We start from the raw sequence: 17,811 nt of genomic DNA, 5'->3' as shown, positions 1-17,811 counted from the left end.
GCCCGCACCGACAGTGTCGAGCCGATCCACTGCTGCGGCAACGAATACAGTGCCCGCCCGATCTCCGCATGGAAGTCACGGTGCACTTTCACGTCCTTGAAGATCGGCACGTCGTACCCCGACGGCACCGGTAGCAGCTTCGGTAGTTCGGCTTCGTCGAACACCTCGAGCGGCCGTGCACAGGTAGTGCCGTGAATGCGCATCCCTGCGGTGCTGGTGCACCACCGCACGGCAGCCTCCTGGGCTTCGGCGAGACTGGTGAATCGTTCGCCGGCCCAGAAGTTTCCGCGCACGTATTGGACGGTGCGTTCGACCCTCGGTTTGTCCTTCGGTGACCGGACACGCGCCGGGTCGGTGATGAACCCGACGTGGCTGCTGTAGTCGAGCCAGCCATCGCTCAATCGCGGAGTGATCGGGTCCGCGGCGGTGACGACCGGTTTGAGGTTGTCCGGGATCAACACAGCGAAGACTCCGCCGAAGAACTTCCACGCTGCTTCGCAGCCGGCGATCACCGCCACCAGCGTCTGCGAATAGCTCAGCCACACGAACATGTGTCGGCTGTGGACGGCGGTGAAGATCAGGGCGTGGACTTTGCGGGCCCGACCGTCGTCGGGGTCGGTGAGCATCCCCAAGTATCCGAAGTCGATCTGGCATTCGATCCCGGGTTCGCCGTCGACGACTTGGACGGTGAGGTCCTTACGCCCGAAACCGCACATCTCGGTAGCGAACCGGTGCAACGTCCGGTACGGCAGCACGCAGCCCTTACGGGCAAGCAGCACTTCGATTTTCGCGATCGTGAGCGGCTTGCGTTCACCCTCGCCTGCCACCCATTTGGTAATCTGCTCCTGCTGGGGCACAAGTTGCTCCCATGCCGCGCCGTGACCGTGCGGCCGGTCGGGGCGCACAGCAGCGACGACCGCCGCGATCAACTCGTCACTGACCGCACCGACACTGTCGGTTCTCGCCAGACCAGCCCCCTGAGCTGCCTCGACGTAACGGCGGACCGTTTTGCGATCCACCCCGGCATGCTCGGCGATCGTTCGCAGTCCCGGAGCCGGCAGTCCAGCCGTCCCGAGCCATAGCCGTAATACTTCTCTGATTTCGTTCACACTGATCTCCCGAAAAGCCATGCTCATCGACCTCCGTGACGTGCTTGGTGCTGTCACAGACAATCGAACGAGCAAACGACGAGACCACCGGCAAGGCGCGCCGGTGGTCCCATAACTGGCAATCCAGGTGGTCCCATCACCCTGGCAGAATCAGATCACGCTGGTCCCATGCTCATGGCAGACGACATGACTGAATCTCCATGTAGATAGCGACCACACATGCGAACAGGTTTCAATGTCGAAGCCTGCCACAACAGGGCTCGCGCACCCACCTCACGCGGCGACGGTCACCTGAATCGGCGATCAAATATTCGATGGGGTTCGACTCCGAATCAACGGGTCCACTGGTGGGTTCTCGGCGTACCACGCAATAACTCTGAGTACTTTCAAGAGCGGGCGCTGGCGCGCCCTCGGCCGAGCCGGCTACGCCGCCTGCCGGCGCTTCACCTCGGCTACGGCTCCCGCTTCGCTCCGCCTTCGCCTGCTTGCCGCTGGTCAGGTTCGCTCGGCCGAACGTAGGCGTCGAGAAATTTGGAATTTCCAAGGTCTCTATTCTCCAGGTTTGAGGACGGAGTGTGTTGTCGTCCCGTTGATGGCTCACCGAACGTCGTTTAATACGGCGAATATCCGCCACGGGACTTGTAGCGAGTGCTCCAGTAGTTCCGATTGGGCCCGGAAGCGTCGACACGAACAGGTGCAACGATCAGAAGGTGCTATACCAACGATCTGAAAGCGGAAGGTCGCCGGTTCGATCCCGGCCCTGGCCACCACAGTTTCGGTACCAAGCCTCATTCGGTTCATCCGGGTGGGGCTCTTTTGGTTCTATCCACTGTTCAGGTCTGTGCAGAGGCCAAATGAAGGCTCGTGACTGTCGAGCGGCAAGGAAGATCGAAAATCCGGCACCGAAACTTTCAGACTTTCACCCAGTGAGACTTCGTCTGCATTGTGCTCTCAGCCACTGTTAGTTTTTGGCTCTACCGAGCGGGAATGTGCCGCCTTCCGAGCAGTCAAGGACGAACAATGCTGCACGACAAGTCAAGTCGATTCGAGTTCGAGGATCGAAACCGCCCGTGCGCGATGACCACTTCGGTTTCACTATTCCCACTTGGGGGAAGTCGATGACGACGATTCCAGGTCCAGTAGCTCCTGAAAAGGCGGTGCCGCAGGCCGCCCGCTACACGAGAAAGCGTTCGGCTGCGGTGATCATCCTCGTTCTCAGTTTGATCGAGGTCATCAGCGCGTTCGAAACATCGATGGTGTTTGCTGCGATCCCGACGATTATCAAGGACTTCGACAGTGACGCCGCAACGGTCGGCTGGGCCGTCACCGGATTCCTCCTGGTCGCCGCTGCCTCCGCCGCGGTGTGCGGACGTCTCGGCGACATGTACGGGCGTGAGCGGGTTTTGATCATCGTCCTGGCTATCGCCACGTTCGGCTCGTTGTTCAGCGCCATCGGCGACAGCGTGGGCGCGATCATCGGTGGCCGCGCCATCCAAGGCGTTGCAGGTGCGATACTCCCGCTGTGTATCGGACTGGCACGTGCGCATCTGCCCAAAGTGAAGGTGCCGGTCGCGATCGCGGTCATCTCGGGTACCGCCGTGGCTGCCGGCGCTGGATCGGCCTTCATCGCCGGCATGATGATCGACTACGCAAGCTGGCACATGATCTTCATTGTCGCGTCTGTATACGCGACGTGCATGCTGCTGCTCGTGGCATTCGTTCTTCCGTGGCTTCCCCATGTCGGGACTACCCAGAAACTCGACTGGATCGGCACCATCGCCTTCGCGCCCGCCATCGCGGGAATCCTGCTGGCGATCACCAAAGCCAGTTCATGGGGTTGGACCGATGGAAAGACCCTTGGCTTGCTTGCCGGCGGTGTGATCATTCTCGCGCTGTGGGTTCTGTGGGAGCTTCGAGTGACCGACCCGATCGCGAACGTGCGTCTGCTCGCCGATCGCAAGCTCGCGTTGACGATGCTCGCGACGCTGACCCTCGCGGTCGGTCCCTTCGGAATCAGCAACTTGATCGTTCCCATCGTTCTACAGTCACCGTCCAGTGGATCTTTCGGTCTCGGCATGTCACCCAGCGCTGCTGGTGCCCTGACTCTTGCGGGCGCGGTGCTGGGCTTCGCTTTCACTCCGTTGAGCGGGCGTCTTTCGCGAACGGTGGGTTCTCGCGTTTCGCTGCTCATCGGTGGGCTCATGTATGCGATGTCAGCGGTGCTGCTCTACGCGTTCAACGATGCCAAACTCGGGATGTTCGCAATGGTCGTGACGGTGTCCATCGCGACATCGTTTGCCTACACTGCGCTCCCGAACCTCGTCGTCGAGTCGGTTCCGGTCGAAAATACCAGCGAAGCAACCGGCTTGAATTCGGTTGTTCGAACCGCAGGGCAGGGGATCGGCGCATCGATCGCGACGGCAATCCTGGCATCGTCCGCCATCGCGGGGAGCATCGCACCTACGGTCAGTGGATTGAACATGGTGGTTGTGGTAATCCTCATCGGCACCGCGGCTACCATCGCTCTGGCGCTGATGCTGCGGCCAGGAACGGTTTACGCCGAGGCCTGAACGATGTCGAGTAAGTCTGTAATGTGCCCGCTGGCGCGAACTCGCTAGGCTTGGCCTGTGGATGTGATCGAGGAAGCCCAGCGCGATCTTGCGCGCGGGGAGAATGCACACGCTCGGGACAGACTGTATGCGGCACTTCGTACGTCCCCCGCGTCCCAGCCGATTCTGGAGCTACTGGCCTACACCCATCTGCTGATGGGCGAACGCGCAGCAGCGGGTGCCGCCTGGTTCCTGACCTCGAAAGCAGACGGCGATCCCACCGCATCAGCTGCGTTCGCAGCGTTGGAAGCGCGCTACCGGTCGCCGATCTCGCTGGCACGAGGTCTACCGATAAACGCACCGTCCGAGTACTATCCGGCCCCAGCGCAGGCTCGACTCGAACGTTTGACCTCGGCCATCCGTGCGAACGGCCAACAGTGGGTTCCACCTCGCGACACGGTCTACTTCGACGAGGTGGGCGTCGATTCCGACGACTTTCTCGACGACGATCTGCCCGGTCCGAGCGGTGCCTACCGCGACCGAAGTCGACCGATTCGGCAGCGAGTAGTGGCATCGTTGATCATCTTGGCAATTGCTGCCACGTCGGCTTCGGTGATTCTGGCCCTCGTGTTCGGCTGACCGCTTCTTCATGCCTCCGCCGCAGTTGCTAGCTTCCGATCAGTTCTTCCTCAGTCGCAAGAGCAGTTCCCCATCGGGCCAAAGCGACCCGACGTGTTTCCGGTTCACCGCCGTCCCTGCCCTCGGCGATGGTGATCACCGTGCGGGACAGTTCGAACAGGCTGACGCGATTGTCTCGGGCTGTCGCCAACAGATCCTCCACTGCCTGCGCGACACTTCCGCCGCGAACGCCGACGAGGACACCCGTCGCGATGTCGAGATCGGTGCGTGAAGCTGGTCCCCGAGACGTCATTGTGTCGGGACTTCTATCGATCATGAACGGTTCCTTATTAGTTGGCTCGGTTCTGCTGCCCATTGCGCAGACGCGCCCACTCTCCCACACCCAGTCGACGGGTACACACGGACAAGCTCCAAGTCTTACGACGGGCTAGCTCTAATGTGGATACGTTCACCCTGGGGACCGAAGAGACTGAGTATTTCCACTGGCCGATCGTCGATCGCACCGAACCAATGTGGCACGCGCGTATCGAATTCCGCGGCCTCGCCCGGCTTCATGACGATGTCGTGTTCGCCGAGAATTAACCTCAATCTGCCGTTGAGAACGTAGAGCCATTCGTAACCCTCGTGAACGCGAGGTTCGGGTTCGGTGCGAACGGGATCGACGACGAGCTTGTATGCCTGCATCCCACCCGGGCGTCGGGTGAGCGGGTGGATCGTCACATACTCGCGCCGGATCGGCGCCGCGCGCACCCGCGGATCCGCGACGGGCGGTGCACTGACGAGTTCGTCCAAGGGAATCTGGTGTGCCCGGGCGATCGGGAGGAGTAGCTCGAGGCTCGGTTTTCGGTCACCGGACTCGAGCCGGGAGAGCGTGCTGAGCGAGATTCCCGTCGTCTCGGAGAGTGCGGAGAGCGTGGTGCCGCGTTCCCCGCGCAGTCGCTTCAAACGGGGACCCACAGCTGCGATGACGTCGTCGATGTCCGCTTCCGGGCTGGCCATGCACCCATTGCAGTTTCAGCAAAAGAATTTGTCAAACGGTGACGCGCAGGGTGAGTCGAGCTCCGAAGTAGTGATCGAGTGTGCTCTCGACCTACATACTGTTGTTGTGACCACCGACGTTACGTCGCAGCAAGTACCTATACGCCGCTCGCGTGTCGTGCGGGACGCCTACGGTTCGACGACGGCCGAGGCTTTCATGATCATCGCCATCGCGACGATCCTACTCACCCGCCTGTATCTGGAACTGACCAACTACCCACAGGTGGGCGGTAACACCCTTCACATCGCACATGCGCTGTACGGCGGCGCTCTGATGATGTTCGCCCTGTTGATCGGATGGATGTTCATCGGATTCGCGGTCCGCGCACTTGCGGTCCTGCTCGGTGGAATCGGATTCGGTCTGTTCCTGGATGAGGTCGGCAAATTCGTCACGAAAGACAACGATTACTTCTACGGCCCATCCTCGGAAATTATGTACGTGCTCGTCGTCGTAGTCCTGGTTGGCAATCGAATCGTGCGCGACATGCGACGTCCGTCGCATCAGGAGACGTTGGCAAATGCGGCTCTGATAGCCGCGCGTGGCGTGGCACACGGACTGCCGGACCACCGGCGCGCTTGGGCTCTGCGGATGGTCGACCGGGCCGAGGCGGAGGGCGAGGACGCCGAAACCATTGCCGGGCTCCGACTACTTCTCGAGAACTGCAGCATCGGATCGGCACGTCTGTACGACGCGCAGCAGTTCGCGCCTCGCTTGATCCCGAAGTTCTTCAAGAGCCCTCGATGGGTGTCCGTTTTCGCGTGGGGCATGACTCTCGTGTCGTTCCTGGGTGTGGTCTTCGGGATCGTCGAGTTGGTTCTCGGGAATCTCCATCTCGATACCCGTGACATGAATATCGAGGTCGAGAGCATGGGAGTAGCGAGCGGAATTCTGTTCCTGTCCTCCGTGCTGACTTTTTCGCTCGCATTGCCGTCGGCGATCAGGCTCCGTCGAGGAAAAATGTGGCCACTACACATGCTTCGCATTGCGGCCTTGATCTTCACGCTGTTGAACGCGTTGGTCGATTTTGCCCAGGAGGGATTCGGTGCGTTGGCCAGCGTCGCGATCGGGTTGCTGGCGCTGGCTGTGTTTTCACATCGAATCAGCGTCCGGACGGCGGAGATCGCCGAGGAGAATGCCGCACAAGGAGATGTTCTCTCCATGCCCCGCTAGGGAGTTCGAGTATGCGAGTACTGACGAAGGTTCGAATCTTCTCAGTGAACGGATCTCGGAACTCGATCGATCGAGCTAGCAGTTGCAGCGGATTCGTATAGTCGTCACCGGCGACGTCGTAGAAGTCGGGGTAGAAGTTGTCTCCCAGAATCGGCATCCCCAACGAGTTCATGTGAAGGCGCAGTTGGTGTGTGCGTCCGGTGGTGGGCCGCAAAGTGTAAAGGCCATGACGGAGGTTGTGGTCGGTGAGCTCGACATGCGTTTCGGCATTCGGTTCGCCAGGAATTTCCTCGGCGCGAAGTACGCCGCGTACCTTGATCATTCGGCTACGAAGCGTCAGCGGAAGCTCGAGTTCCGGATCGAATCGTGCGACCGCGTGATAGACCTTCGTCACGGCCCGCTGCGCGAACAATTCCTGATAGGCGCGGCGAACTTCGGGGCGGACGGTGAAGATCAGCACGCCCGCGGTCAGGCGGTCGAGCCGATGGGCGGGGCTCAGGTCGGGTAGACCCAGCTCTCTACGCAATAGAACGAGCGCGGACCTGGCGATGTACGCCCCGCGGGGCATCGTCGCCAGAAAGTGTGGCTTGTCGATGACCAGTAGGTCGCGGTCGTGGTGGAGGATGTCGATCGGGAACGGCACGACGGGTTCGAGCGGTGGATCGCGATAAAGATAGATATCGCTGCGCGGAACGAGCGGTGAGTTCGGTTCGAGGGGCACTCCTGCTGCATCCACCACTTCCCGTGCAGCGACTTTTTCTCGCAGACGTCTCTCATCGTGTGGGAATCGATCGACGAGATAGTCCACGACGGTGGGGAAGGTCTCGGTATCCGGCATTCGAATCCGGGTGGGACCGAGGCCGTCACGCAGGGGAAGCGGTGCGCGGGCCATGGAACAACTCTACCGTCGGATCTGTCGGTACAACGCAAGCGCTGAAACGAAGATGCGACGGCAGAGTCGATCCGCTGGCGTTCTAAACGGAGACGATCATCTTTCCGGTGTTCTCTCCGCGGAGCAGCCCGATGAATGCCTGCGGCGCGTTGTCGATACCCTCGACAACGGTTTCGTCCCACTCGATGACGTTGTCGGCAAGCCATGTTGCCATCTTCTCGCTGAACTCACCGGCGAGATGCTGGTAGGAGCCGGCGATGAAGCCCTTCAACATCAGTTCCTTGCCGATGGCCAGAGTCAGGTTTCGAGGCGCAGGGCTGGCTTCGGTCGAGTTGTACTGAGAGATTGCTCCGCACAGTGCAATTCGGCCGTTCTTGTTCATCGACCAAATGGCAGCTTCGAGGTGGTCGCCGCCGACGTTGTCGAAGTACACATCGATTCCGTCCGGAGCGGCCTCGGCGAGTTGCTTCGTCACCGAACCGTCGTGGTAATCGAAGGCGGCATCGAAGCCCAGCTCGAGTAGCCGAGCAACCTTGGCCTTGGACCCTGCGCTACCGATGACGCGCGACGCTCCGAGTGCCTTGGCGATCTGGCCGACCAGTGAACCGACGGCGCCCGCTGCACCCGAAACGAACACCACGTCGCCGGGCTTGAACTGTGCCACCGCAGTGAGACCGACATAGGCGGTGAGTCCGGTCAGGCCCAGAGCCCCCAGGTAGGCCGAAGGGGAGCCCTTGTCCAGGTCGACTTTCATGGCCGATCTGCCGTCGAGGACAGCGGTGTCCCGCCATCCCTTCCCGTGCAGCACCGCGTCGCCGACTGCGAAAGCGTCACTGCGGGTTTCGACGACCTCGCCCACTGCGCCGCCGTCGAGCGGTGCATCGACCTGGAACGGTGGAACGTACGACTTGACGTCGTTCATCCGGCCGCGCATGTAAGGGTCGACGGACATGACGATATTGCGGACGAGTATTTGACCATCCTGCAGCTCGGGAAGGTCGGTCTCGACGGTGCGGAAGTTCTCCGGCGTCGGCTCACCGTGTGGACGTGAAGCGAGATGAATTTCCTTGGCGCGCAAGGGAGACTCCTAGTCTTCGGTGACCGTGACGGTCACATCGATGTTGCCGCGGGTCGCGTTGGAATAAGGGCAGACGAGGTGGGCTTCGTCGGCTAGTGCCTGGGCCTCGTCGTGGGGGAGATTCGGTAGCGTCACCTCGAGCGTCACTTCGAGCTGATATCCGCCGGCGTCGTTGGGGCCGATGCCGACCTGGGCGCCGACAGCCGAGTCCGTCACATCTGCCTTGTTCGCACGGGCGACCATCTGCAGGGCGGAATGGAAGCAGGCTGCGTAACCTGCAGCGAACAGTTGCTCGGGATTGGTGCCCTGGCCGTTGCCACCCATGGCCTCGGGGATCGCGAGTTCGAGGTCTAGGCGACCGTCCGAGCTGCGAGCGCGGCCGTTACGACCTTCGCCGGTTGCCAATGCTTCGGCGGTGTAAATGGTAGCCACAGTCATCCCTTTTCTTGGTGGAGTGCCTCGGCCAGTGCGGCCAGCACGTTCTTGAGGTTGGTGAGTTCGTCGACGCTCATGCCCGTCTGCGCGGCGAGCTGCATCGGTACGCCGGCTGCCTCGCTGCGTAGGGCGCTGCCCGCTTCCGTCAGATGGATCTCGACTCTTCGCTCGTCCGAAGTGAGGCGTCGACGTTCGATGAAACCGAGGCCTTCGAGCCGTTTGAGCAGCGGGGACAACGTCCCGGTGTCGAGATCGAGGGCGGTGCAGATGTCACGGACGCCGCGCCCGTCCTTTTCCCACAGCACCAGGAGCACGAGGTACTGCGGGTAGGTGATCCCGAGTTTGTCGAGGATCGGACGGTAGGCGGCAGTGGTCGCCCGCGATGCCGAATACAACGCAAAGCACACCTGGCGATCGAGTGCGAGTTCGTTGGTCACGTGCACAAAGGTAGCGCACGTTTAAGTTGCTCGCAACCTATATGGACCGACTGCACACTATCTGGCCCTTTCGACGGGATTCCGCCGATCGAGCGAGACAGTGTGCAGTCGGGGTTCGAAACTACCGAGCGAGTGCAGCGGCCTCTACGAGGTTGCGCAGCGATGCTTCGACTTCGGCGTTGCCTCTGGTCTTGAGCCCGCAATCCGGATTAACCCACAGGCGATCGGACGGAACGGCCTTCAGTGCTGCCTCCAAGGAGACGGTGATCTCCTCCACGCTCGGAACCCGAGGTGAATGGATGTCGTACACACCTGGACCTACACCGAGATCGAATCCGACGTCATTGAGATCATCGAGAACTTCCATGTGGGAGCGGGCAGCCTCGATCGACGTCACATCGGCATCGAGTGCGACGATCGCATCGATCACCTCGCCGAACTCCGAGTAGCACAGGTGCGTATGGATCTGGGTGGAATCCGCTACCCCTGACGTCGACAGCTTGAAGGCTCGCACCGCCCACGCCAAGTAGGCGCTCTTGTCCTCTGTGCGTAGGGGGAGCAGTTCGCGTAGTGCAGGTTCGTCTACCTGGACGATCGCGATTCCCGCCGATTCCAGGTCGACGGTCTCGTCGCGGATGGCCAGTGCGACCTGATCCGCGGTGTCGGCCAGCGGTTGATCATCCCGAACGAACGACCACGCGAGGATCGTCACGGGGCCGGTCAGCATGCCCTTGACCGGCTTGTCCGTCAACGACTGAGCAAAGGCGATCCAGTCGACGGTCATTGCCCCGGACCGGCACACATCACCGAACAGGATGGGCGGACGCACGCAACGCGAACCGTACGACTGAACCCAGCCATTGGCCGTGGCCGCGAAGCCGTGCAATTGCTCCGCGAAGTACTGCACCATATCGTTGCGCTCCGGCTCGCCGTGTACGAGAACGTCGAGGCCTAACTTCTCTTGCAGTGCAATGACATCGGCGATCTCGGCGTGCATGCGACGCACGTACTCGGCGTCGTCGATCTCGCCCTTGCGCAATTCGGCTCTGGCGAGACGGATCTGGGTAGTCTGCGGGTACGAACCGATCGTCGTCGTCGGGAGCGGTGGAAGGTCGAGTCGAGCAGCTTGGGCCACCCGACGCTCTGCGGCGGGACTGCGATCGACTCTCACGCCACCCTCGAGTCGGGCGCGAACTGCACTGTCGTGCACTCGGGGGTCGGTGCGACGGGATTCCGCAGCGACGCGTGAGGCAGCGAGTTCGGTTGCAACGCAATCGGTTCCCTCCCGAAGTGCACGTGCGAGCACGGTCACCTCCTCGACCTTTTCTGCACCGAACGCCAGCCACGACCGCAGTGGATCCACGATCTGCGTCTCGGCGTCGAGCGTGTACGGAACATGAAGTAGCGAGCAGGAACTCGACACGGCGAGCCCGCCGACGCTGCCCAACAGGCTCGCCAGCGTAGCCAGCGCTCGGTCCAGATCGGTCCGCCAGACATTACGGCCGTCGACGATGCCTGCCACGAGAAGCTTGCTCGCCAGAGCGGGCACCGCAGCGACCTGCTCGACGGTTCCCGGGGCCGTGAGATCGACCGCCAACCCCTCGATACCGGTCGAGGCGAGCACGGGCAGTGCGTCCCCGAGGTACCCGAAGTACGACGCCACCAGTAGCGCCGGCCTTCTCTCGACGGCGCTGAGATAGTCGTAGGCGCCTCCGGCAGCGGTGAGTTCGGCTACGGTTCGATCCGCGACCAGAGCCGGCTCGTCGAACTGGACCCACTCGGCACCCACGTCGGACAGCTGTGTCAACAGATCCGCGTACAGCGGGAGGATTTCGTTCAGGCGGTCCAGCAGTGGAGCGTCACCGCCGACCGATTTCGAGAGCAGCAGAAACGTGACTGGACCGACGATCACCGGGCGGGCCGGAATGTTCAGTGCGCGAGCTTCGTTCAGCTCGCTGAGAACCTTCTCCGGGTGGAGTGCGAACGTTGTGCTCGGTGCAATCTCGGGTACGAGGTAGTGATAGTTGGTGTCGAACCACTTCGTCATTTCCAAGGGCTGCACGGTGTCGTTGCCACGCGCGGCGGCGAAATACCGGTCGAGATCGTCCTCGATGGCGCCTACCCGTTCGGGCAGCGCGCCGAGGAGGACTGCGGTGTCGAGCACCTGGTCGTAGTACGAGAACGTGTTGATCGGCACGGAGTCGAGCCCCGCGGCTTTCAGCGAAAGCCAGTCGTTCTCGCGTAGGTGCTTGGCGACAGCGCCTAGCGCGGCGGCATCGATCTTTCCGGCCCAGTAGGACTCGACAGCCTTCTTCAGTTCGCGCTTCGGGCCGATTCGGGGTGAACCGAGAACCGTTGCGGTGAATTCGAATGTCACTTCGTGTGTCTCCAGATACATGGCGTGATGGGTGGAACACCACCGTGCGCGCGAGTACGCCTGAGCCCAAGACGAGACTTCAGGTCTACTCGCCCACTCCACGGGGCGGTGAACCGCTACGCACGGCGTGCGCAGCACAGAAGGCAGGTATTCGGACTCGCAGGCGCGCGATCTTCTTACGAGATCTCGAGATCACTCCTAGTGGCCGTCGCTTCCCAGAGAGGCTTCTCCAGTGCTTGATGGACGGCGGTCGTTCCTGCATACCGCTGCGGGACAATCCCGGATTCTCACCGGGTTCCCTCTTGCGTCGCCGTTGCGGACTTCGGGGCTCCTCTTGGCCGCGGGCGAACCGACTGCATGCATGAGCATAGGCGCTCGGCCGCCTCCGGAGAAAGGGCTGCTACTCTCGACATTATGACGCGCGCGTATTTTTGGTTTAGCAGGCCGGCCCCGGGTGGGTCAGCCAGCGACACCATGCGCTGACACCCCACCCCACGAGCCGGAATCAGACCGGCTCGAAGTGCGCGTGGATTCACCGTGAACGAGTCGGTCTGGGAACAGGAACTTCCTCCATGACCACCGACACCAACACCACCGACATCAACACCATCGACCCAGCTCTGCACGATTCTGCTTTGGATGATCGACGGACGATCAGTATCAGTCCGCTTCTGTCTCCGCGAACCGTTCGCCGTGAGCACGCGGCAGACGACGCCGTCGCGGCCGTGGTGCGACGCGGTCGCGACGGCGTCGTCGACATCCTCGACGGACGTGACGACCGGCTGATCGTCGTCGTCGGACCGTGCTCGGTGCACGACACCACCGCCGCGATGGACTACGCCCGGAGATTGGCCACCAAGGCGGCCGACCTCGATGATCGCCTGCACATCGTCATGCGTGTGTACTTCGAAAAGCCGCGGACCACTCTCGGCTGGAAAGGCCTGATCAACGACCCGCATCTCGACGGCAGCTTCGACATCAACGAGGGCCTCCGGGTGGGCCGCCAGTTGCTCGTCGATATCTCGAGTCTCGGTCTTCCGGTCGGATGTGAATTCCTCGACCCCATCACCCCTCAGTACATTGCGGACCTGGTCAGCTACGGCGCCATCGGCGCACGAACCGCCGCCAGCCAGGTGCACCGGCAACTGTGCAGCGCGTTGTCGATGCCCGTCGGAATCAAGAATTCGACCGAGGGCGATGTTCAGGTCGCCGTCGACGGAACGCGGGCGGCGGCGTCGAGCCATGTCTTCCCCGGAACGGATCTCGACGGTCATTCCGCGTTGATCAGAACCGTCGGGAATCCCGACTGCCATGTGATCCTGCGCGGCGGCACCGACGGTCCGAACTACGACGCGGAGACTGTGGCCGATACCATCTCGCGGCTCCGGAAGTCGAATCTTCCCGAGCGAGTGGTGATCGACGCGAGCCATGGCAACAGTCGAAAGGACCACAACAAGCAGGTCGATGTCGTGACGGACGTGTCGGCACGGCTCGCAGCAGGCGAGCAGGGGATTGTCGGTCTCATGTTGGAGAGCTTCATCGAAGCCGGACGGCAGGATCTGACCCTCGGTCATGCGAACGAATTGACCTACGGTCAGTCGATCACCGATGCATGCCTGGACTGGGACACCACCGCGGCACAGCTCGACGCACTCGCAGCCGCAGTCACCGAACGCCGCGCGGGCGGAACTGCACGCTGACGCGAGGGCCGGTGGCACGAGCACTCTTGGGGACAGCGTGCTCCCACGTCCGTTGGCACGACCCGCCCATGACGATCAGATCGCCGTGGCCGAGTGTGAACTTCAACGACGCGCCTCCGCCACGCGGCCGCAACATCAATTGGCGGGTGGCACCGAGTGACACGATGGCAACCATCGTGTCCTCGGTGGCGCTGCGGCCGAGGTTGTCTCCGTGCCAGGCGACGCTGTCGGATCCGTCCCGGTAATAACACAGTCCGGCGGTGGCGAAGGGCTCGCCCAGTTCGGCCCGATAATGCACGTCGAGGGCCGACTTGGCCTCGCGCAACCGTGCCTCGGGCCAGCTCTCGTGCTCGGTGTAGAAGCGCACCAAACGCGGCACGTCGACCACGCGGTCATACATCTGGCGTCGCTCGGCTCGCCAGTCGACGTCGGTGACGAGTCGATCGAACAAGTCCATGGTGCTCGCCCATCCGGGGCGGACATCGACCCATGCGCCACAAGTGAGAGTGCGCCGCGTGACCGTGGACCCGAGTGGACCGAAGTCGTCCTCGCCGTCGGTGAACAGCGACCCCTGCAGTTCCACGCTCATGACGGCTATCGTAGCGTCATTCGAACACATGTTCCAACGATCGATCGCAAGAATTTTGTCGCCCCGTGTCTTATCGTGTGCGCATGGGATATGAAATCCAAGTCACGATCGACAGCGACAACCCCCATGAGCAGGCCGCATGGTGGGCTTCGGCCCTCGGATGGCAGGTCGAGGAACAGGACGAGAAGTTCATCGGAGAAATGGTGAATGCCGGTCATGCGAGCGAGGACGATACGCTCCTGTTTCACGGTCGGCTCGTCTGGAAGATCGGCGCCGCAATCGTCGATCCCGACCGCCCCTCGGCGTCTCGCGTGCTCTTTCAGTGGGTCCCGGAATCGAAATCGGAGAAGAACCGGCTGCATTTCGACGTGAGGGTCGGAGACGACCGCGAAGCTGTCGCACAAAGCCTCGTCGAGACCGGGGCGTCGATCCTCCATCGCGGTCAGCTCGGCCCGAGTACGTGGATCACGATGGCCGACCCGGAGGGCAACGAGTTCTGCCTCGCTTAGAGGTACTTCACCGATACGCGCCCGGCGTCTGCCCGGTCCACCGCTTGAACGCCCGTCGGAAGGCGGACGGTTCCGAAAATCCAAGCTGGTGAGAAAGGTCCTCGACCGAATCTCCGCGACTCAATCCGGAGATGGCGGCGTCGCGTAGTACTTCTTCGCGAACCTGGTTCACCGACGTGCCCTCCTGCCTCAACAGTCTGCGAAGGTGCGCGGTGCTGACCGTCAGCTTGGCGGCGATCTCGTCGGTACCTGGACTGCGGCCCTGAAGTCCCAGTTCGAGTGCTCGTCGCACTTGTGACGATGCGGTGCTGTCGTAGTCGCGCGCAGTGAACAACAAGTTCGGTGATTCGCGCAGGTAGTCGGTCAGACTCGCCTCGGTTTGCACGACCGGCGCTCGCATCGCGGCATTGTCGAACTCGAGAGCTGCTACCGACGCGCCGAATGCCACTCGGGTGCCGAACATTCGGTCGTACAGTTTGGCGGTTTCCGCGTCTGCCATCTCGTAGGGCAGTTCGACCGAGTGCAGCTTCACCCGGTTACCGATAAGCCACGCGGCGAAACGATGTACCAGCAACATTCGAAAGTCGGTCAGCAGTTGACCGGCCCGCTCCCTGGCCTGCTCCGGTAGATGAGAGTTGTCCACGGGCGGCATCGTCAAGCGCGTTGTGCTCTCACCGCGAGTGATCGTCATGGGTGGCAGCCCCGAGAGCACTCGCGTGGTTTCCGTCATCCGCTTCAAGGCCGACGCGAGATCGGGACTGTGTATGAGTGTCTGGCAGATGACGCGAAAACTGCCGCGTCGCATAGGCGTCGACGCCAATCCGAACAGCTCGTCACCGGTGATCTGCCATGCCGACTGAGTGAACAACGTGACCTGTTCGGCGGTGAGTCGTGAGCGGGGATCTTTCAACGTTTCGGGCCCGATTCCCGCGATCGACAGTGGATACGACAGATCGACGCCACTGCTTGCCGCGAGGGCAGTGGCATTGACGACGAAAGCGACGGGGATGGTTCGGGTGGTCATGACGGTTGTCAGAGTCTCAGCAGTCTGTCGGACGCTTCGGCAAGCACGTCGTCCCTTTTGCAGAAGGCGAAGCGCACCAGAGTTTTCCACGGCTCGGTATGATCGACGAACGCAGTGACGGGGACGGCTGCGACGCCGATTCTGGCGGGAAGTGTGCGACAGAATTCCAGGGCGTCGGTCTCACCGAGCGGTGCCACGTCGGCACAAACGAAATACGTTCCGCTACTGGACTTCACCTCCAGACCAGCTTTGATCAGCGCCGCGGAGAGTACGTTCCGTTTGGCGTGCAGTGAGTCTCGGAGTTCGTCCACCCAGGCGCCTTCATGGGTTAGCGCGTGCGCAACTGCAGGCTGCAACGGGGTTGCTCCGACGAACGTCAAAAATTGCTTGGCCGAGCGCACGGCATCGATGAGTTCGGCCGGGCCCAGTGCCCAGCCGGTCTTCCAACCCGTTGCGTTGAAGGTCTTCGCGGCACTGGAGACGGAGACGGTCCGCTCGAACATGCCGGGCAACGATGCAATCGGTACATGCTCGGAGTCCTCGAAGACCAGGCGTTCGTAGACCTCGTCGGTCAGGACGAGCAAGTCGTGCTCGCATGCGATCTCGGCGATCCGGGCGAGCTCGTCACGGGTCAACACCATTCCCGTCGGATTGTGCGGAGAATTGACCACCAGAAGTCTGGTGTTCACCCCGATCGCACGTTCGAGCGCATCGAGGTCCACGGCGAAACCGTTTCCGTCGGCGACGAGAGGGACCGTGGACCGACGGGCACCGGCCAAGGCGATCGCGGCAGCATACGAGTCGTAGAAGGGCTCGATAAGCAAGACTTCTTCGCCGGGCTCGACGAGTCCGAGGATCGTCGCGGCAATTCCTTCGGTGGCGCCGACGGTGACGAGAACCTCGCAGGACGGGTCGTAGTCGATGCCGAAGCGACGAGAGCGATCTGCGGTGATGGCCTCGCGAAGGACCGGCATACCCGACCCTGGCGCATATTGATTCAGGCCGCCGGCAATAGCGTCTCGAGCGGCCGCGAGCATGGACGCGGGCCCGTCGGTGTCGGGAAATCCTTGACCCAGATTGACCGCGTCGCTTGCTACGGCGAGTGCTGTCATCTCCGCGAAGATCGTCGACGCGAAGGGGCGTAGACGCTCGACTGTTCGGCTTCGGTGCTCCGCGGACATTCATGCAGCGTAGCTGGTGTCATATTCGGTATGTGCGCCTCGTCCGAGAGGTGAGAACCCTCCTACCTGTCGACGGTATTCTCGATTGCATGAGATTCGGACTGTTCATCCCTCAAGGCTGGCGACTGGATCTGGTCGGCATCGAACCCTCCGCACAGTGGGGAGTCATGCGCGATCTGGCTACGGCGGCCGACGCTGGACCATGGGAATCGTTGTGGGTGTACGACCACTTCCACACCGTCCCCGAACCCACCGAGGAAGCCACGCACGAGGCGTGGACGCTCATGTCCGCGATCGCTGCGTCGACCTCACGTATCCGGCTCGGTCAGATGTGCACTGCCATGGCCTATCGAAATCCTGCCTACCTGGCCAAGGTTGCCGCTACCGTCGATCTGATCTCGGGAGGGCGCGTCGAGATGGGAATCGGTGCCGGTTGGTACGAGCAGGAGTGGCGCGCATACGGTTACGGATTTCCGTCGGCTCGCGAGCGTTTGGGTCGTCTCGATGAGGGTGTCCAGATTCTTCAGCAGGCGTGGGCAACCGGATCGGCGACCCTCGATGGCAAGTACTACCAGGTCGATGGCGCACGGGTGTGGCCGAAACCGTTGCAGAGCGGCGGAATTCCGATATGGATCGCGGGCGGCGGTGAAAAGGTCACCTTGAAAATCGCTGCGAAGTACGCCGATTACACGAACTTCAGCGGCGGTATCGAAGCGTTCTCGCACAAGTCCGATGTGCTCGAAAGTCATTGCACAGCGCTCGGTCGTGACTTCGACTCGATCGTACGCTCGGCGAACTACAACGTCGCTATCGGTTCCACCGAGAAGGAGGTGGAGAATCGGCTGGCACAACTCGAAGATCGGCTCGGGAAACATGTCGGCGCAGACGAAGCGGCAGCCGCTCTCGAAAATTTCCGCAACGTGCCCGCTGTCGGGACCCCTGAACAGATAGTCGAGAATCTGACGGCACTGAAGTCGAAGGGGCTGTCCTACGGCATCTTCTACTTCCCCGAAGCTGCCTACGATCGCTCCGGGATCGAACTGTTCGAGCGCGAAGTCATCCCAGCACTCGCCTGAGCCCGGA

Annotated in this window: 17 protein-coding genes and 1 riboswitch; of the genes, 6 read left to right on the top strand and 11 right to left on the bottom strand. The window is 61.9% G+C overall.

The annotated features are described in order from the left end of the window. A partial coding sequence (gene istA, locus BJI47_RS02950; RefSeq protein WP_088942303.1) for an IS21 family transposase occupies positions 1–1,130 on the bottom strand: 1,130 nt, incomplete at its 3' end. A gap of 1,178 nt (positions 1,131–2,308) precedes the next feature. Here istA and BJI47_RS02945 point away from each other — a divergent pair. After that, positions 2,309–3,679, top strand: a complete 1,371-nt coding sequence (locus tag BJI47_RS02945) for an MFS transporter (RefSeq protein WP_088942330.1) — start codon at positions 2,309–2,311, stop codon at positions 3,677–3,679. Between the two features lie 57 nt (positions 3,680–3,736). Then, positions 3,737–4,297, top strand: coding sequence for a DUF6584 family protein (locus BJI47_RS02940; RefSeq protein WP_088942302.1), 561 nt, complete (start codon positions 3,737–3,739; stop codon positions 4,295–4,297). Between the two features lie 28 nt (positions 4,298–4,325). Here the strand turns inward: BJI47_RS02940 and BJI47_RS02935 are convergent, their stop codons facing one another. Next, positions 4,326–4,613: an ANTAR domain-containing protein gene (locus BJI47_RS02935; protein ID WP_254900339.1), complete on the bottom strand. Its 288-nt coding sequence runs from the start codon at positions 4,611–4,613 to the stop codon at positions 4,326–4,328. 101 nt (positions 4,614–4,714) lie between these two features. After that, positions 4,715–5,296, bottom strand: coding sequence for a helix-turn-helix domain-containing protein (locus BJI47_RS02930; RefSeq protein ID WP_088942300.1), 582 nt, complete (start codon positions 5,294–5,296; stop codon positions 4,715–4,717). Between the two features lie 106 nt (positions 5,297–5,402). Between BJI47_RS02930 and BJI47_RS02925 the strand changes: the two genes are divergently transcribed. Continuing rightward, a complete protein-coding gene (locus tag BJI47_RS02925) occupies positions 5,403–6,506 on the top strand; it encodes a hypothetical protein (RefSeq protein ID WP_088942329.1) in 1,104 nt (367 codons plus the stop codon). On the opposite strand, the gene BJI47_RS02920 is transcribed toward BJI47_RS02925, so the two are convergent. From BJI47_RS02920 to metE, 5 genes are all read right to left on the bottom strand, one after another. Next, complete coding sequence (locus tag BJI47_RS02920; protein WP_088942299.1) at positions 6,436–7,398, bottom strand: pseudouridine synthase; 963 nt, start codon at positions 7,396–7,398, stop codon at positions 6,436–6,438. The two genes, BJI47_RS02925 and BJI47_RS02920, sit on opposite strands and share 71 nt — an antisense overlap. An 82-nt stretch (positions 7,399–7,480) precedes the next feature. After that, positions 7,481–8,476, bottom strand: a complete 996-nt coding sequence (locus BJI47_RS02915) for an NADP-dependent oxidoreductase (RefSeq protein WP_088942298.1) — start codon at positions 8,474–8,476, stop codon at positions 7,481–7,483. A gap of 9 nt (positions 8,477–8,485) precedes the next feature. Continuing rightward, complete coding sequence (locus BJI47_RS02910) at positions 8,486–8,908, bottom strand: organic hydroperoxide resistance protein (RefSeq protein WP_088942328.1); 423 nt, start codon at positions 8,906–8,908, stop codon at positions 8,486–8,488. Positions 8,909–8,910: 2 nt separating this feature from the next. Beyond that, positions 8,911–9,348 carry a MarR family winged helix-turn-helix transcriptional regulator gene (locus BJI47_RS02905; protein ID WP_088942297.1) on the bottom strand — a complete coding sequence of 146 codons (438 nt, stop codon included), beginning with the start codon at positions 9,346–9,348 and terminating at the stop codon, positions 8,911–8,913. A gap of 121 nt (positions 9,349–9,469) precedes the next feature. Then, positions 9,470–11,725 (bottom strand): 5-methyltetrahydropteroyltriglutamate--homocysteine S-methyltransferase, encoded by a 2,256-nt coding sequence (metE, locus tag BJI47_RS02900; RefSeq protein ID WP_088942327.1) that lies wholly within the window; start codon positions 11,723–11,725, stop codon positions 9,470–9,472. Positions 11,726–11,849: 124 nt separating this feature from the next. Beyond that, positions 11,850–12,064, bottom strand: a riboswitch (cobalamin riboswitch). A gap of 233 nt (positions 12,065–12,297) precedes the next feature. Between metE and BJI47_RS02895 the strand changes: the two genes are divergently transcribed. Next, positions 12,298–13,425, top strand: coding sequence for a 3-deoxy-7-phosphoheptulonate synthase (locus BJI47_RS02895; RefSeq protein WP_088942296.1), 1,128 nt, complete (start codon positions 12,298–12,300; stop codon positions 13,423–13,425). Here BJI47_RS02895 and BJI47_RS02890 read toward each other — a convergent pair. Further along, a complete protein-coding gene (locus BJI47_RS02890; RefSeq protein ID WP_088942295.1) occupies positions 13,391–14,014 on the bottom strand; it encodes an alpha-ketoglutarate-dependent dioxygenase AlkB in 624 nt (207 codons plus the stop codon). The genes BJI47_RS02895 and BJI47_RS02890 overlap by 35 nt on opposite strands. 83 nt (positions 14,015–14,097) lie before the next feature. On the opposite strand from BJI47_RS02890, the gene BJI47_RS02885 reads away from it, so the two are divergent. Beyond that, positions 14,098–14,523, top strand: coding sequence for a VOC family protein (locus BJI47_RS02885; protein ID WP_088942326.1), 426 nt, complete (start codon positions 14,098–14,100; stop codon positions 14,521–14,523). Between the two features lie 7 nt (positions 14,524–14,530). Here the strand turns inward: BJI47_RS02885 and BJI47_RS02880 are convergent, their stop codons facing one another. Then, positions 14,531–15,547 (bottom strand): AraC family transcriptional regulator, encoded by a 1,017-nt coding sequence (locus tag BJI47_RS02880; RefSeq protein WP_088942294.1) that lies wholly within the window; start codon positions 15,545–15,547, stop codon positions 14,531–14,533. An 8-nt stretch (positions 15,548–15,555) separates the two neighbouring features. After that, positions 15,556–16,728 carry a pyridoxal phosphate-dependent aminotransferase gene (locus BJI47_RS02875; RefSeq protein ID WP_088942293.1) on the bottom strand — a complete coding sequence of 391 codons (1,173 nt, stop codon included), beginning with the start codon at positions 16,726–16,728 and terminating at the stop codon, positions 15,556–15,558. An 89-nt stretch (positions 16,729–16,817) separates the two neighbouring features. Here BJI47_RS02875 and BJI47_RS02870 point away from each other — a divergent pair, with 89 nt between their 5' ends. Continuing rightward, positions 16,818–17,804 carry an LLM class F420-dependent oxidoreductase gene (locus BJI47_RS02870; protein WP_088942292.1) on the top strand — a complete coding sequence of 329 codons (987 nt, stop codon included), beginning with the start codon at positions 16,818–16,820 and terminating at the stop codon, positions 17,802–17,804. Positions 17,805–17,811 lie beyond the last annotated feature (7 nt).

It is taken from the genome of Rhodococcus sp. 1168, assembly GCF_002091955.1.
GTDB lineage: Bacteria > Actinomycetota > Actinomycetes > Mycobacteriales > Mycobacteriaceae > Rhodococcoides.
This window is presented reverse-complemented; position numbering and strand designations above follow the sequence as displayed.